This is a genomic window from Massilia sp. MP_M2 (assembly GCF_039123635.1).
In the GTDB taxonomy this organism is placed as follows: Bacteria; Pseudomonadota; Gammaproteobacteria; order Burkholderiales; family Burkholderiaceae_D; genus Telluria.
The window spans coordinates 66,112-81,881 of the sequence record NZ_JBCHJF010000013.1; the positions used below are offsets into that span (position 1 = coordinate 66,112).

General features: G+C 54.1%; 18 protein-coding genes. 5 read left to right on the forward strand and 13 right to left on the reverse strand.

Annotated features, from left to right (window positions below; translation table 11 throughout):
- Window positions 1-22: 22 nt before the first annotated feature.
- The gene (locus RCH14_RS22285) at window positions 23-3,100 is read right to left on the reverse strand and encodes a DotA/TraY family protein (RefSeq protein WP_343028291.1); all 3,078 of its coding nucleotides are present in this window, start codon (window positions 3,098-3,100) and stop codon (window positions 23-25) included.
- 129 nt (window positions 3,101-3,229) lie between these two features.
- Here RCH14_RS22285 and RCH14_RS22290 point away from each other — a divergent pair, with 129 nt between their 5' ends.
- From RCH14_RS22290 to RCH14_RS22305, 4 genes are read left to right on the forward strand one after another with little or no spacing between them, the layout of a single operon-like run.
- The gene (locus RCH14_RS22290; RefSeq protein WP_343028292.1) at window positions 3,230-3,655 is read left to right on the forward strand and encodes a hypothetical protein; all 426 of its coding nucleotides are present in this window, start codon (window positions 3,230-3,232) and stop codon (window positions 3,653-3,655) included.
- Between the two features lie 11 nt (window positions 3,656-3,666).
- A complete protein-coding gene (locus tag RCH14_RS22295; protein WP_343028293.1) occupies window positions 3,667-4,500 on the forward strand; it encodes a hypothetical protein in 834 nt (277 codons plus the stop codon).
- An 11-nt stretch (window positions 4,501-4,511) separates the two neighbouring features.
- A complete protein-coding gene (locus tag RCH14_RS22300) occupies window positions 4,512-5,108 on the forward strand; it encodes a hypothetical protein (protein WP_343028294.1) in 597 nt (198 codons plus the stop codon).
- Window positions 5,109-5,117: 9 nt separating this feature from the next.
- Window positions 5,118-5,477 (forward strand): hypothetical protein, encoded by a 360-nt coding sequence (locus tag RCH14_RS22305; RefSeq protein WP_343028295.1) that lies wholly within the window; start codon window positions 5,118-5,120, stop codon window positions 5,475-5,477.
- Window positions 5,478-5,596: 119 nt separating this feature from the next.
- On the opposite strand, the gene RCH14_RS22310 is transcribed toward RCH14_RS22305, so the two are convergent.
- The 9 genes from RCH14_RS22310 to parM all read right to left on the reverse strand — a co-directional run bounded on the left by RCH14_RS22310 (window position 5,597) and on the right by parM (window position 12,746).
- Window positions 5,597-6,058 (reverse strand): glycine zipper 2TM domain-containing protein, encoded by a 462-nt coding sequence (locus RCH14_RS22310; protein WP_343028296.1) that lies wholly within the window; start codon window positions 6,056-6,058, stop codon window positions 5,597-5,599.
- Window positions 6,027-6,605, reverse strand: a complete 579-nt coding sequence (locus RCH14_RS22315) for a hypothetical protein (RefSeq protein WP_343028297.1) — start codon at window positions 6,603-6,605, stop codon at window positions 6,027-6,029. The genes RCH14_RS22310 and RCH14_RS22315 overlap by 32 nt, the downstream gene beginning before the upstream one ends.
- On the reverse strand, window positions 6,602-7,435 hold the full coding sequence (locus RCH14_RS22320; protein WP_343028298.1) for a hypothetical protein: 834 nt from the start codon (window positions 7,433-7,435) through the stop codon (window positions 6,602-6,604). Before RCH14_RS22320 ends, RCH14_RS22315 begins: the two co-directional genes overlap by 4 nt.
- A gap of 231 nt (window positions 7,436-7,666) precedes the next feature.
- A complete protein-coding gene (locus RCH14_RS22325) occupies window positions 7,667-8,476 on the reverse strand; it encodes a hypothetical protein (RefSeq protein ID WP_343028299.1) in 810 nt (269 codons plus the stop codon).
- A 16-nt stretch (window positions 8,477-8,492) separates the two neighbouring features.
- Window positions 8,493-9,407: a hypothetical protein gene (locus RCH14_RS22330; RefSeq protein WP_343028300.1), complete on the reverse strand. Its 915-nt coding sequence runs from the start codon at window positions 9,405-9,407 to the stop codon at window positions 8,493-8,495.
- Window positions 9,408-9,488: 81 nt separating this feature from the next.
- Window positions 9,489-10,802 (reverse strand): hypothetical protein, encoded by a 1,314-nt coding sequence (locus RCH14_RS22335; RefSeq protein ID WP_343028301.1) that lies wholly within the window; start codon window positions 10,800-10,802, stop codon window positions 9,489-9,491.
- Window positions 10,802-11,539: a hypothetical protein gene (locus RCH14_RS22340; RefSeq protein ID WP_343028302.1), complete on the reverse strand. Its 738-nt coding sequence runs from the start codon at window positions 11,537-11,539 to the stop codon at window positions 10,802-10,804. Before RCH14_RS22340 ends, RCH14_RS22335 begins: the two co-directional genes overlap by 1 nt.
- Window positions 11,514-11,723 carry a hypothetical protein gene (locus RCH14_RS22345; protein ID WP_343028303.1) on the reverse strand — a complete coding sequence of 70 codons (210 nt, stop codon included), beginning with the start codon at window positions 11,721-11,723 and terminating at the stop codon, window positions 11,514-11,516. Before RCH14_RS22345 ends, RCH14_RS22340 begins: the two co-directional genes overlap by 26 nt.
- 3 nt (window positions 11,724-11,726) lie before the next feature.
- Window positions 11,727-12,746, reverse strand: coding sequence for a ParM/StbA family protein (gene parM / locus RCH14_RS22350; protein ID WP_343028304.1), 1,020 nt, complete (start codon window positions 12,744-12,746; stop codon window positions 11,727-11,729).
- An 85-nt stretch (window positions 12,747-12,831) separates the two neighbouring features.
- Here parM and RCH14_RS22355 point away from each other — a divergent pair, with 85 nt between their 5' ends.
- Window positions 12,832-13,023 carry a hypothetical protein gene (locus RCH14_RS22355; protein WP_343028305.1) on the forward strand — a complete coding sequence of 64 codons (192 nt, stop codon included), beginning with the start codon at window positions 12,832-12,834 and terminating at the stop codon, window positions 13,021-13,023.
- Window positions 13,024-13,147: 124 nt separating this feature from the next.
- Here RCH14_RS22355 and RCH14_RS22360 read toward each other — a convergent pair whose 3' ends face one another.
- The 3 genes from RCH14_RS22360 to RCH14_RS22370 are packed head-to-tail and all read right to left on the reverse strand — an operon-like array spanning window position 13,148 to window position 15,591.
- Complete coding sequence (locus tag RCH14_RS22360; RefSeq protein ID WP_343028306.1) at window positions 13,148-14,377, reverse strand: ATPase, T2SS/T4P/T4SS family; 1,230 nt, start codon at window positions 14,375-14,377, stop codon at window positions 13,148-13,150.
- Complete coding sequence (locus tag RCH14_RS22365) at window positions 14,317-15,126, reverse strand: type IV secretory system conjugative DNA transfer family protein (RefSeq protein ID WP_343028307.1); 810 nt, start codon at window positions 15,124-15,126, stop codon at window positions 14,317-14,319. The genes RCH14_RS22360 and RCH14_RS22365 overlap by 61 nt, the downstream gene beginning before the upstream one ends.
- Window positions 15,127-15,129: 3 nt before the next feature.
- Window positions 15,130-15,591, reverse strand: a complete 462-nt coding sequence (locus tag RCH14_RS22370) for a DotD/TraH family lipoprotein (protein ID WP_343028308.1) — start codon at window positions 15,589-15,591, stop codon at window positions 15,130-15,132.
- Window positions 15,592-15,770 lie beyond the last annotated feature (179 nt).

Consider the following 15,770-nt stretch of genomic DNA (forward strand, 5'->3'; position numbering starts at 1 on the left):
CCCGCTAATTAGCGGGCTTTTTTCATACGTCTGCTATCGGAGGCAAACTGTCATCTGCTTGAGATGATGGAGCCGGTGATTGCGTCGAGCTGAGAATCTGCTCAGACGCCGAGCGGGGGGAAGAAGACGCCTGCGCGCTCGCATTTGATTGAGCTGCAGATTCACCGCGTGGTTGTCCCGGCATGGCCTCACGTCCGCCACCAGACCCGGCCATCGAGGCACCAGCCGCCATGGCTGCTTGTCCGCCCGTCATAGTCGCTGCAGCAGCTCCAGTCGCCGTCGAGCTGCCACCACTGCTGGTCGAACCGGGAGCTGCACTGATCGCATTTGGAGATGCTTTAGCTTCGCCTGAATCTTGTGGCCCGCCCTGCAGAGCACCACGCAATGCCATTTCCGATTTGAACGCGCCGATCCTGCTATCAGCACCACTTTGGAACGCAGCGGCACCTTCTTTACCTGCAGACACCATGGCGTCCTTCATGTTGGTGGCAGCACGCCCAGCAAACCCGGAGCGGCCTCCTGCAGCCGCATCTTTTACCGCCATCGCTGAGTCCGTTACCGAGCGACCAATGGCAACCCCAAGGCCGTCGCTAAGCCTGTTGCCCAGCCCACGATTCGATGCGGAGGATGTCCCAGTACCTGCTCCAACGCTGCCCTGTCCTCCTGCCAGTGGTGCGCCACGTGAGTTGCCGCCGCCGCCGCCAATGCTACCGCCGCTGCTGCCTTTCATTCCGCCATCAGGGGATGCAGGAATGATCCCTTGTTGGCCTGCATTGATCGGCTCGCTCCGCGCGCCGCTGCCATTGCTGTTTGCACGCAGCAGGCCTGCACTACCGGGCGCGTTCGGGCCATTACGACCACCACCGGGCCCGCCACTACCACCAAGCTGCTGAAGGGCCTGCGAACCTGCCTTCGATGCAGACGGCGTGCCTTGATTTTGCATATGAGCGGACGCACCAGTCGCCCCCAGATCGTGTACCCCTGCATTGATCCACTTGAGTACGTGGTCAGGCAGCACTTGAGGCAGACCGTAGATCATGTACAGCACTGGCAGCAGCAACATACCGAACGCGGCAAACCACCAGAAAAACGTGAAGAACTGGCTGATTGCACCGATGAATCCTGTGGAAGCCACAACGTCCCCACGCATGGAGAAAAATGCCTTTGTGATGAAATCCACAATAGGATCAGCAGTCAGCATAGCCGCGAATAGACCAATCACGGCCAACGTAGGACGGACGAACAAGGCCAGCAGCAGCAGGTAGCCTTGCGCGTCAGAGCCGATGAATGTCTGGGATGGGCGCATGTGCATTGTCGCCCAGAGCGGAGCGGCGATAACGGTCTGGATGACTCCCAGAACCCAGCCAACTACCGTGATCGTGAAGATCATGTAAGGCAAGCTGGGGAGGAAGACCGAGAAGTAGAATCCGAGTAGGCCCAGATAGTAGGCAAGCTCGGCCAACACAGGAGTGATCTCGGCCTGCAGCCAATCCCATACATTAGACATGGCTCCACTACCGTCCACTTTGGTGCCAAGCACCTGAACGCCGCCAACCCCGCTGACAACAACACGAGCAGCCGTCATGGCCGTGTTAATACCAAATTTAGCAGTGAGCAGGATGGCCCGGTACGATGCCAGCAGGTCTCCAGTTAGCTTCATGCGCGAGATTGCATCGACATCGGTCCCACTACCGATAACGGTGTTGGTTGCCCCCTGCATCACGCCATTCACGAGCAGTGTAATCTTCGTGCCAACGTCATTGGACAGCGCTCCGACATTGATGTCGCTTTCAGCACTCGCAGGAAGAAGGCTGCTCAAATCTTCTGGACGGGGTGTACTGGAGCCCTCATACCCGTTGCCCGCCTGTTCGGATTTCTTGACAATCGTTTCCACGACAGTCCCGACACTGCTCGTGAGCGTGACAGAGCGGGCATCGGATGGAAGTCCAGACATCGATGGTTGCGTCACGCTGCCCACAGATTCGGCTGTAACTGCTGTGAGCTTCGAGCGCAGCATCCCGACGCGCTGATACCAACTAGCCGACATGGCCCAGCCCTCGCGCACCATCGAATCCATGAATGCCGAAGAGCCCTGCTTTAATGCATTCGCTGCGCCGCCGCCACCTTGCATGGCGGTGGCGATCTGCGCAGCAATCTGGTCTTCGTGCCTTTTAACGATTTCATTGAGCTTTGCCGACTGCACGCTATCCCAGCCGCTTTTACCCATATCCGAAGGCATGGTGGCTACCCAGCCATCGATATCTTTCATCATTGCCATCGTGGCAGTCAGCTTTGCAGTAGAAAGACTCGCCCGCAGCGAGTCTAAAGCGGCTTGGCTACCAGAGTCATCCGCATATTTCCCGGCCACACCGTACGATGTCAAAGTGATCGTCCCGCACACAGGCTCTCCACCTGCGAGGTTCGATATTGGGTTGCGATCCTTGATGTAATAGGTGTAATCGGTGCGGGTTCCGGTCACGATCTTGCGATCTGGCCTTGCGGAATCCGGCTTCAACATTGGCGTCTGATCCGCTTGGTCTGGATTGCTATAAACCGCATTGGCAGAGCGAGCGCAATATGCGCTTGCAAGATACTGCTTGGCAAAATCGCGCATACCAAAGTAGGTGCCGGGCTGGTACGAACTCGCCACGATTCCATCAGGCTTGAGCACCCCCATCGTCATCCCAAGTTTGTATGCACCGTTGGCGAATCCAATGCTCCACAGTGAGAGCGTCAACACGAACATCTGGATGAAGGAATAGCCACTGGCAGAGGGCAGCAAAACCGCTCCACCACCCACAATACGAAGTGGCGTCCAGACTGACGACCACGCCTTCCCCATAGCTTCGCCATCATTCGCTGTATTGACTGTGCCCATCGCAGCAACATAGCTGATGATGAGCGAAGCAACCACAAGCACCCCTGAATTGAAGTGCCCGATCATAGCGGCAAGGACGCTTGAACTGGCTGAAACTGTGTTCGGGTCCGCACCGGTAACAAGCGTTCCGATGATCGGCCCGAAGATATGTTGGAGAAGAGCAACAGTTGCGTCGTTGCAAGTTGGCTGCGACGGATCGCATGGTGAAAACGGCATTGGCATCAGAACGACCCTTTTGATTTCGGCTTTGCAGTAGGCCTGCGGGAGCCCGAAAACCCCTTGTTATTCACTGCAAGTTGGGATATAAACAGTACATAATTCTACACGACAATATTGCTGAATGTAAAAAACATGCCACACACAAATTTTGAATCTGTAGCTCAATGGGTACTTGAACATCACGATTTAAGCATCCCAGTAACAGCCTCTAAAGGCGAGATCACCCAGTCATTGGCGTCGCTGTATGCATCAGCAGGCAAATGCGAAGCGTGCATCATGGTGCCGGACCTGTTCCCCGGCGCTTCGCTGGAAGCAATCTATGTGCCAAAACTGGGGCTCAAAAACGCATCGCTCGACCCTGATCCCCTGATCAAAGATAGCGTTCTTACACAAGCTGCACTCGCAGCCATGGGCAACGCGTTGCTCATGCACATGAGGGCTTCTGATAACGACATGGTGCATTACCAGTTCGACGATGGTGCTCAAGCAGTCATCTACCTTCCAGCAGAACGCAGCACTGTGCTGCGAGCGCTGGGCCTGACACTGCTCGAAACCTAATCGGAGTTGCCATGGGCCAAGTATTATTCACCAAAGCCAGTGACTTTTTAGCTGGCAGGTTGCAAGAAAGCAACAAACCCCTGCGGGTTGGTATTGTCATCCGTGCCGCTTTCTCGAACGTTGCCAATGTTGCTTCTGAGATCGACAACGCTTTCCACAGCGCATGGGACAAGCTGGATGCTTCCATCGAGCGCAAGCTTGCTGACATGAGCGATCAAAATCAGCGCGCAGCTCTGCAACTCCGGTACGCGGCCGATATGCGCATCCCACTCGCCAAGCAGCTTGAGCTATTGGAACTGGGAAAATTCAGCGAGACGGTTACTTCGGCAGCGGCGCACCAGCCGGGCGTGGCTGCGGAAGTTCAGGATTTCCTACTGGCACACTGCTATCGCCAGAAAACAACAATGATCGGGTTGGCGCACAATCCGAACACAATGCTGGATGTACTTACGCAATTGGCGCATCATCCTGATAGGCAGGTGCAAGTAGCTTTAGCAGCTCAATTTGCGCCAAGCATGCGAATCATCGACGAAAGTCGTGAGACTGAAAAACAGGCGGTATATAATGCTCTTTTCGATAACTTCCACAGCGATCTTGCTCCTTACCTCGTCCCTGTCTGCAAAGATACGGAACAACTGGACGCAATGTACGCTCAAACGTCGAAAACGCCGGGTGCCCTCCGTCACTTCGTCGAAAATCCGCTTACTTCAGATACAGTTCTGCTAGACATCAGCTCGGCTATTGCCGTGCGGATGCTGCCCGGTGGCGCACGTGTTGCGGCCGATGCTAAACAGCTTCTTGAAAAGCGGCTTGTTGTTACCGAAGATGCTGCGCCCTCACCCTAACTGAAAGTTGTATGGAAATGCTCTCGATCCGAGAAGCCAGCCGTTTTGTAATTGGCGCAGCCATCATGCGTGACATGGCAATACAGAACTCGCCGGGCACGAATATCACCTTTGCAAACGTGGCTGAGGCCGCTTTGCGCCCGGCCGGAGACAGCGGAAGCCTACGTTCATCCATTGAACGTTTGGCCGATCAGGAGGCGTCGTGGTTCCGTAGCACGCCGCCGCACACGCTTGCGACTGATCGTGTCATGCATACAAGGCAACAAGAGTTGCACACACTCAACAGTCTGAGTTTGGCTGTTATGGCGACGCTTGAGCACAGTCAGAGTGCTTCTGCAGGCGATCCTACTGCCCAGCATGTTCTGCAAGAGAGTTTCCAGAAAGCTATTCAAGCGATTGATGAAATGCCGGGCTCCACCACAGAACGGCGTGGGTTCTTGCACATGCTAAAAGCACAAACCATGGAGGCGAGCAGCGATGCCGCTTACATCGACAGCGCATTGGACGCGGCCCAGCGCTCGTATCTGGACCAGATGATGACCGAACGTCTCTCGGCATATCAGCCTGCCTCGCCAAGCCGTACCGACGACCACGACCCAAGTTTCTAAGGATTCTTTATGCCTCACGCTGCGCAGTTTCAAGGAATGCTCTCATCTGTCCTCCCATCCCAAGATGTTGAGGTGATTTTGGGGAAACAACCCGTGCTGGCCGATCATGGCCGCGAAGTACGCGCTGCGATCAGTGCCATGCCGCCCGAAGTCTCGCGGTCTCTGATGTCGGAGTACCGCGAACCAACTGCGCAGCTCGTCTCCAGCATCGAAGATACGATCCTGATGCGCGAACATGCTATCGACAACGCAGAAAAAGGGATCGGCCTCGATCAGCAGTGGGCTGCAGGTGAAGGCCCCGGCCGCAAGCTGAGTGAGCAGTCCATCGGTGAGAAAGACCCGTGGATGGAAGAAGACCTGACACCATAAGAAAAGGGGCCTGAGCCCCTTTTTTTTCGCCTATGCAGCGTGCTACTCGCGCAGAACCAAGCGGAAGAGTTGGCCGGTAGGATCGCCTATCTGGGACCCCACTCAGGCACGCCATGAGGTCATCGCAAAACGAACCCGCCATCGCGGTTGGAATACCGGACCTTCATACCGGTCTGCCATACTCCATCGAGCGTGACGTTAAAGAACTCACCAGATTGGTCATCGCGCATCAATAAGTAGGATGCTGGAACAGTATTACGCTGAGCATTGACACCTGCACCTGCAGCCGCCCCCGCAACCGCGCCTAGCAAGGTAGCAACTTTCTTGCCTCGGCCTTTGCCCACTTGATTTCCAGCGACTCCACCAAGAAGCGCGCCGATTAGCGCGCCTCCCGCATTTGGTGCCGCGATGACACGCTGTGTTGGGTGCACGTCCACGATACTCGCGGTACGCACCGGCAAGGTGTAAACCGGTGTCGCGCAAGCAGCAGAAAAACACACAAAAATCCCAACAGCAGCAACACGTAAACTACGGCAGAAGCTATACATATTAAAAGTACCGTGACATATCTTGTTGTTCAAGTTTCGCTTTCGCAGCATCTTTCAATCCCAAGACAATATCTTGCCGTGTGATCTCAATACGCTGGCCGAGCTGGTTTTCGACTGCACAAACAACGCCATCGCGAACTTGAACGCGAATGACTTGTAACCACTTTGCACTAGCGATGTGCGCACGTTTCCGCTGGTCGTCCATGAAGACGCCTATACCAAGTGGTGGCAATTTGCTATCCATGCATCCGACCCCCTCTACTGAGAGGTAAAGTCGATCCGAAACATAAGCCTTTGCAATTGGCATTGCAGATAGCCATGCAGCTTCGAATGGTTGTGCCCCGAGATAAATTGTATCGCCTTCAATGCAGTAGGAAAAACGACCTGATAGCATTGGAGATAGCATCATCACTTTGTCGGTTTTCGGATGACGTGTGATTTCGTCTTTCCGGAAGTTCGCAGCCCATCTCAAAAAGTTAGCGTAAGCCGCAACTTGTTTCGCGGCCTTGGCAATACGTGCCTGCTCTTCTGGGCTTATCTGCGGGCCTTCATCGTCCTGTTTTCGACCACCTGCCATCACGAACCTTTCTTGACGCCTTTGCTTGCTTTGCCGCCGAATGTCCCACCGAACTGCTGTTGCTTTTCCGAGATTGTAAAGAAATCGTCGATAACTTTATTGAGCGCACGGCGTGGAGTCATACCAAGCCGATCAGCAACACTTTTAATCCGCTCATGATTCTGGACATTAAGCTCATAGCTGTTCTCCGGGTCCTTTTGACGATTGCGGAATTTCAGCCGTCCTTCGCGGCGAGCCATTCGCGTAATCGTGTCGTAATCAGTCAGCGTCACCTTTTCTTTAAGGATTCCGACTTTGACTTCACGTAGAATATCCAGCTTGGTTGCACCTTCTTCAAGCCGCTTGATCACGTCCATCATCGCGTTTTGGAGATCAATCAACTTTGCCATGCGTTTATGGGCGGATTCAATCATCCCCATTTCAACGCTGCCGCGATCCTCATTCGGGCGAGTTAATCCCGAGCTGAGGCTCTTTAAAACGCTTTCGTCCCGCGTGTCGAGTAAACTACGATTACGCTTGGTTTCTTTATAATCTGGCGATTCACCTTTTAGATAAGTGATCGCCCCGAGCTTACTGATCTCAAGATCGAGGTAAGACACAGCCAATACAAACTCGTCTTCGAAGCAGGTGCGACGCCCCTCGCCTTTCTGGATTTGCCGGACTAAATCGAGAAAAGCCTTGATCGGCAGGTTCTTATCTGCGAGCAAGGCAATCTTATATAGCAGCGAAGTAGTATCGGCCAGCGTAGCACCGTCAGAGAATTGAAGTAGGCGCTTTTCCTGTGCGAACTTCAAGAGCTTTGCGGGATCGGAAATTTCATCGACTGGACGCATCCAAGTTCCTCTTTGTATTTAATATTTGTGAGATTGTTTCCGGATTGGTCAAGCCACTATTTGCAAGACAAGCAATCGTGTAATTCATTGGAGCCACCTGCTCTTCACGCTTCCAACCCGGCAAATCCATCTGCTTCAGGATAGAGTGGCTAAGCGCATCTCGCCACTCTATCTGTTCTGCTAAAGAGATCAAGCAGAAGTCGAGATTCAGCTCCGGAAGCGATGGCAAGGTCATTGTGCAGCGAGACAACCAGTGTCACCAGCAGCGCCCGGATCGAGACCCATTTCTTTCAGCGTCGCTTTAGTTAGCTCAACCTGCGCCTGCGCTGCGGCTGGATTCTGCACCATAGCCTGCGCTACAGCATCGTGAATAGGATCAGCAGGCTTATTGTTGCTTAATGCCCACATGAAACCCACAACAATCAGTGGGGTTAATACTGCTGCTGCAAGCATCTGCTTGCGAAAATTCTTACCATCGGCAGGCGTGTCGTTGGCGGCATTGCGATTGCCAATCGCGGATCGCACGAAGCTCGGCATTGACATCGACGCACTGGGCCCTGCCGCGACAACCTGTGTCGGTGCGGAATACGCGCCGACCGGTAAGCGCTGAAGCACCGCGACCTCACCCTCTTTAGCCGAAAACGCCTCCAGAGCGCGAGACAGCGCGTCAGCAGCACCTTGGCGAATGACGACCGTCACAGCCGACGCGGGCGGGAAGTCGGATGGAGGAAGGCCACGCCTCGGTTTGCCTACTGCAGCAATGAGCAGATCGAAATCGGCCAGATCATAAATCTGGGTGTCGGCTGCGCATTTAACATGAAGTTTAATGGCACCCCGATACACGCGTTTAGAGTCGAATTTCCCATCAGGGACCTCAACGACTTCTACCACTTCCAATTTCAGCGATGCAAAGTTTCTGGGGATGCGCAGTGCCACTGGACTACGGCGAAGATCGTAAGCCGCTCCAGAGTCGAAAGTCACCAATGCTTGCTCGCCATCCACTGCGACGATGCGCATGTCAGGCTTGAACTGTTCCAGCATTCCTATTCCTTGTTGATTAAAGTTTGCCAAAAATGGCCTCGATCACAGGCAATTCAGATACGCCGGTCATCATGCGTGGCTTTCCAGTGCGCTTATCAAGAAAGAATGCCGCTGGGACTCCTGCTTGCTCGACGCGGTTGTTTTGGAATGCAGCAAAGAAGAATTCGAGGTTGCGCGCGAGTGCCTCCTGAGAGGCCTTGGTAGGTTCCGTTGCGATCTCTTCTTTATTGCCGAGCACTCTGCGCAGCATTTCGGCTTGCTGGCCCGGCTTGGCTTGCAATACGGTTGCACCCAGTGGGACGCCTTGGGCTTGATTGCCTAGTGCCATCGCTGGAATCCATTTAATTGAGAAGCCGCGCTTTACGTAAGCGCGCGTTTGTTGATACGCCGCGCGGCAGTAGCCGCAGCGCGGGTCAAAGATGACGTAAAGGGTATCTGCTGCGCTGCCCTTGCCTTCTTTGATACCGGCAAGCGAGTCAATTGCTTTGATGGACTCAGGAACCGCGCCACTATATGCGCCCACCAGTGCGCCACGGTCGGGCTGGGCGACCGGTTGTAGGGATGGAACCGTAGTTGCCGCACCTGCAGGCAGACCTGCCGGTCTTACAACAAATTGATCGCTCAAGTTCTGGCCGGTTGCTGCATCCCATACCACGCCGGAAATGATGACTCCCACATCAGGCGTGGTATAGAGCACAACACGGCGTCCGTTTTTTTCGAGAGTCCAAGCAGTTAGACCACCTGCGCCGATCACACGCTGATCAACTACTTTCCCGTACTTTTCCATGACAGCACGGGGATTCATCGATTCGAGCGGTTGCACTGCCGCGCCCTGATCACGCAGTTGCAAAGGCATGCCGCCCTTCCCTGCTTGTGCGAAGACAGGAAGCGACAGTAGGCAGGCTAACGAGAGTGCAATTTTTCGTTTCATGATTTCTTACAGTTTGTCGGAAATGTGCCGCGAAGATATTCTAACAAAACATCCTGTTTCCCAGTAGAAAAAGTGTTGCCCTCAGTCCTTTTTTGGCTGAGCTTCCGAAGCCGGGGCTTGCGACTCGTACTTCTTCTTATCGTCCTCAGTGAATTTGTAGTTGTTGATTGCGGCATCTACCCCCGTCACTGCCTTATCAAGCTGGGGCTCCACAAGGCCGGTCCCACACTTCGCTTCGTACAGGTAGTGCGACAGCACTCCTGCCGCTTCTGCAAACGGTGCCTGCCGCCCAATTGTCTGCACGACGTACCAGAGCGCGCGGTCGTAAAAACGCAGCCACCGCATCTCAGCGGGCTGCAGAACGCCAAGCCGCCGCGCCTGCATGACGAGCGCAAACAGCACCGTACGGTTAAAAGCGTGCCTTTCAATGATGCTCTGCACGGCCTTTGTCCCGATGTACCGCTTGATGACCTCGCGCGGTAGCGCAAGATCGATCTCTGGCTTTAGCCATGCATCCGGATTTTCAGCTTTCTCGGTTGCAGCCAAGGGAATGAACTTGCTCCAACAGTAAGCGATCATGTCTCTGCTATCCTGCATCGCTTTTTCGAATGTCTTATCGTCAAGTGATGGGTCAGTGGCCGCAACACGCGGCATAGCAATTGCGATAATCAGTGTCTCGCCCGGCGACAGGTTCACTGATGATGTCCAATGCTTGCCGAGTTGCTCGCGCAGTATCACGGCCGTCTTTTCACGATCCAGCGTTGGTGCCCAAATCCCTGATCCTTCGTCGCGCCAATCTGAGATCAGCCGATTTATCGATACGAATTGGCGTGATGTCTGTGACATTCCGAAAACCGGATGATCCAGTGATGCATCGATCAAATTAATGGCTGAGAACATTCGCAGATGCGGATAAAGCAGCTTGTCGTCTTTGTCCGTTGCTGCCATTTGCTCTGCTACAAAGCTCTTGATGTTATGGCTGCGCGTGAACTTCAGCTTTGGATGGGTTTTATTAGTGTGAACAAAGAGCCGGACGCAGTATGTGATCAGACACAGCAATAAAAAAGCATTCACGTAGATCGAGCTGTCGCTAATCTCGGGCCACGTGACAGTACCAAAATCTCGGGTGCAAAATCCGATGCCGTTGTTTGGAGCGCAAAGTCCTGAAATCCACGAATGAACGTGCGAAAAGCCGGGAATGTTCGCCAGCTCGCCCAAAAGGTGCGGGATATAAAACTGGACGTAACGCCAATATCCATAGATAGTCGAAATTGGCGTGTGCCAAAAATACCAAATCGCCCAGCCAGTAAGGTAGAGCGCGAGACACATGACGCCAATAAAGATGGGATCATCGAACGTGACAGTACGTCCTTCTCCCTGCCCTTGTTTTGCCATCAGTCGCTCCCCCTCGAACCTGCAATACCGGCGAATCGGCCCCAGTTAATCGCAGGAGATGCGGCAGGCGCGGCAGGCTCAGGTTCGATTGCCCCGTCATCCGCCATAACCGGCGCAGCGGCAGCGGCCTCAATTGTGGCATCCGGAATAGTGTCAGGCTGAACAGGAACCAGCTCGGGCACTACATCAACAGGTTCGAAAGCTGCAGGGAGGATTTCGGCCCGTACCGTAGGGGCATCGTTGCTGCTCGCACGAGTCATCGCCAGAGACAGCACAGGTTCAGCGTCAGCAGCCTTCTCGGCTTCGGGAGCAATCGCCACAGCAGCCACGCTATCCAACGCCTGCGCTGGTGCGCTTGCCGCGCTATGTGGCATTTCCGGCACCAAGGCGGCAGCGGCCTGCGTGGACGGTGTGGTGATCTCTGCGGGGACGGCCGCGACGCTTGGGGCTGACGGGGCATCAGCCGGGTACAGCAAAGAGCGCAGCGCGTAATACGTCCCTGAATCCATGGATTCGGCCACCCGCTCTAAAGCTGCAAGCGGATCACTTTCACTTTTGATGCTTTCAATCTCACGCATCATCCGCACGTATCCCCGAATCAGGCGAGCCTTCAGGAAGCGTCCTTTAGCGCCGTATTCGCTCTGTTCTTCCAGCGCTGCGATGATTGCCTGCTCATCCGCATTGCTTGGACTGAAGCGCACTTCAAGACGTTCAATCGCCATTGTCAGGCCTTTCATTCAGGATCGCGGCAGGCTTTGCCGCCATTCCTTTCGACAATTCAAGGTCTTGATGCCCAAGGAGGATCAGCGCGCGCATGAAAGCCGTCTGATCCCCTTTAGGCACAAGTGAGATCGCTTCGATTACCCGCTGTTCAGGCGGGTAGCTCGAATCGAGAAGCAGCGGATACCGCTTCTGTCGCATGGCTTATCCCTTCTGGCCGAAGATATACTTGGCAATCTTGAACATGCCGCGAGCGTTGGCGAATTCCGGATGTTCTGGGAAGCGCGAGTGCGGGAAATGTTTGGCGAGCTGGTCGCGCATGACGATAGAACCGCCGCCAACAAACAGCACCCAGTCCAAATCCTTGCCGGTCCCGATCTTCGCACGCACGATATTCATGATCGATTCAGCCAGAATTTCTTTGGCTTCGCGAACAATGCCCGACACGTCTTCTTCTGCGCCGTATACCTTGATACGGCCAGTAGCGATTGCGGCCTCGATGACGCGCGGTGGAACCATATCAAAACCGAACTTGGTACGAAGGGTTGCCTCGATCTGATCGTGCAGCTTGAGCACGCCCACGTCGCTAGAGCCTGAGCGTTGGGTGTCCACGTGCGCGCCGCCCGGCAAGATAACAGCGCAGTCCGTGGTTTTGCCGCCCACGTCAATTACCCCAACGTGCGAATGCTCGATTTCGGAGTAAAGCGGGGTCGGCGTACCATCCATTGCGATGAACTGGTCGAAGTAGGCAGCAATAGCTTCGGTCGCAACCATGTTTTCAACGATACGAGCACAATCGCCGGTCTCGCACATGACAGCTTTCTTCAGGTTTGCTACCTTGCCTTCGATCAGGCTGGTATTGGGGACACCGCCGCTGTAATAGTAGTTAACCGGCAGGCCGGTCGCGATGCTGACTGCCTTGCCTGCTAAACCTGCTTTACGCAGCGCATGGTGGACCAGCACCCGGTTCAGCGCAGATTGCGGATATTCCCGGAAACGCGTGTCGTCATATTCAGACAGGTGCGCATGCGCGGTGAAGGTTGTACCCTCTTCGGCGACGTAGATTGCGCCGTCAGTGTTGCTGCCACCTTGCCATTCGATCAGATGTTTGCCTGAACGTGCGCGCGACGGTACGCTGAACATCGCGCCGCTATCCGTCACCACTTTGATCGCGTAGTGGCCGTCATCAACGCCGACGAATTCCGGTTTCTCAATCTTGCTCATTTTTTCCTTACCTTTCATATATTTGATTTATCGTTTGATTTCTTTTATGAGACTAAGTGACGCTTTAACCCGACCGGTCAATACGATGTTGACCGACCTGAAAAACGCCCGCAGGGACATCTTCTTAATCACTTCCACCCAGATCAAGAAGCCGATGATGCCCAGCGTGATAAACAACCACGTCATCGACGGGAACAGCACCAAAATCAAAATCGGTACAGCAGCAACCGCGTTGATCTTGAAAAAACGTGCAGAGTGCGCTGCATTACTCCAGTGATACCGTCCTTTTGCCACACTTCCCCCTTGCTACATTTATCCACAGGTTTTGTGGAGAACTTTGCTTAAAACAGCCGAAACAGGCACCACCCTTGCTTCCTATCGGCGGCGTCAATTTTCAGGCGTCAGGACTCTCTGAGTTCGCGTGCAACTGCTTCGTCGATCAAGCCAGCAGCAAGCAGACGCTCACCCTCCTTCGCGAAGCTATGGCCCCGCCCATCAACAATCTGCTGTACAACTCGCGTCACTTTACCCATGTCAGACAGTTCGCTAAGGCGCTCACGGATGCTTTCATCGAAGGCAAGATACTCGCGTACCGCGATTCGTCCGCCGCCGACTTTCGGAACAAGCCGTTGCGCCATGATGAATCGCGTGGTTTCAACGATGTCAAAAATTGCGGTTGCTCGCTCTGTCTCTGGAAAGCGTGAGATTAAGCGACGCATGACCGCTGCCACGCTATTAGCATGTGCAGTAGCGAATACAGTGTGGCCGGTCAGAGATGCTTCCACCGCTGCGCGAATTGTTTCTTCATCGCGTAACTCTCCAAGCATGATCAGCTTTGGAGCCCGGCGCATCGCCTCGCGGATAGCCTCGTAAAACGTCTTCATCATGGTCGGAATTTGAGTCTGAACGATGATGGAGTGCCTACTCAAAATACGTGAGAAATCGAATTCGATTGGCTCTTCGTAGGTAACAATATTGCCTTTGATCGGAGTGTCATTAATCAGAATATAGTGCAGGGTAGCGGCGAGCGTCGTGGTCTTACCGGAGCCAGTAGCACCTGCGACATAAACGATTCCATCCCTCGGGGTCATGTAGCTGAGGATTTCATCGCTCAAACCAACTTGCTCCGGCGTAGGAGGATCAGTCGGGATTGCTCTAAGCACGATCTGGGCGGAGGTGGCACCTTCCGTGTAAATAGGCACGGCGTTGACTCGATAAGCGTGGCGAAGCCTTGCTCCGCTCTCCATCCGCTTCGTTGGATCGAATAACTCGTAGCGGCCATTTACTGGCCTTCCTTCGAGAATGTCTGACTGGGCCGTTTCTCGATCAGCAGCCCACTTCAAAATCAACTTGACTTCTGAATCGTCAAGTTCACGGGTCATTACCGCATACAGACGGCCATCAATACTGGTGACGATTGGCTTAGTTGGCTGGACGAAGATATCACTAGCACCGTGAGCAAGCGTTTCCAGCATGAGCGTTTTGAATTGATCCGGATGATTGAAACGGAATGATTGCTGAAAGTCCGTTTTGTACGTCAGCAGGGGCAATCCGCTGTGCTCTTGGTTATTCATTTCCCAGCCCCTTTGTTCGCTGATGCCTTGCTGTTGGATATCACGACGCCCTGCCATGTGCTCATCTTGCTATTGAACTCTGGAAGCGTTGTGATTCGCAAAAGCGTCTCGTCCACCGCCATCGTCGATCCATTACGGCTAACCGGGATGTCCTCAGAGGCAATCGCTGGAAGCGACACCTTGCCTTCGACCACGAAGCGATGGAAACGCCCCATTCCGCTGAAGTCACGGTTGAGCCGATCCATTGCTTGAGTCAACATCAGGTTCGCCTGCTCTACCCCTTGACCCCACCCATTCTTAACAGCTTCTTGCCACACTGTTCGCTCAGTGTCGGTCCTGACGATTAGCATGTCCGACTGATCAGAAGCCGCGCCATTTGGAAAGTTGATGTACTCACGCCAATTTGGCGGCACGGATGTCAACCGCGCCTGCCTTTCGATGTTGTAAAAGGCACCCGAAAGGCGCACGGAATAGTCGCCCTCTTGGTTGTATAAATTACGCGCCTCCGTGATTACCGGTGGCACCACTCGCTGATTGATCATCAGCGCATCGAAGTCGTACACCTGATCCAGATCACGAGACATTGCGGTAATTACCGAATTTATGTTCTTGAGCTGCCACGTCAATCCTGCCTTCAAGCCGAAGCTCAATGCGATGTCATGAACAGCTTTGGCGCGTGCTTTCTGGGCCTCATTCACCCCTCGACCGGCTCCCTCTGGGGTTGCATCGACTGAGCGCACGTGTGCTGGACGATCGACGAGTCGCTGCACCTGTTCGAGAGACATTGGCACTGGATCAAAGAACATGGCTTAACCCTTCTTGTAGATCAGGCGGACTACCTTGGCATCCTTGTCCAGAACCACGTCAGCGCCGCTATCTATCTGCAGCCCAACATCGCGTAAGACTTCGATGACGCGCGCACGCGAAACACGCAGATTGATTGTTCTCAACTCAATCCGCTTGCCGGTTTCGATGTACTTGTATCCGTAACGATGCGCGACCGACTCCAGCAGAGGCTGTGGCTTGCCAGCGTAATCAATGTCCACTTCGTCGCTATCTAGTGCGGCTTGCTTGCGCAAAACCATTTCGCGCCCCTCTTGGGTCGTCGCCGCCAGCTCGCGCAACGCTTGAACCGCTGCATCGACCTTCTCCACGACGATCTGCCGTGCATGGGCTTCCGAGTCTGGCGTCACCACGACGGCAGGCGTAGCTGCGCATCCAGTCAGCAACACGACAACAGCAGCAGCGGTGAAGCGCTTATTAATCAGCATGTAAAACATCCCTGAACTTGTACGAAAAATATGATGGCAGTTTTCTACCCTGTCACACGAAACACAGATAACACACCCACTTATGCCTTAGAGCAGACACATTGATCTGCCTCGTGTTCGCACAATCATAACATAGAGAAATTTGCTGTGGAAAAATAGTTTGCACATTGATAGGCATA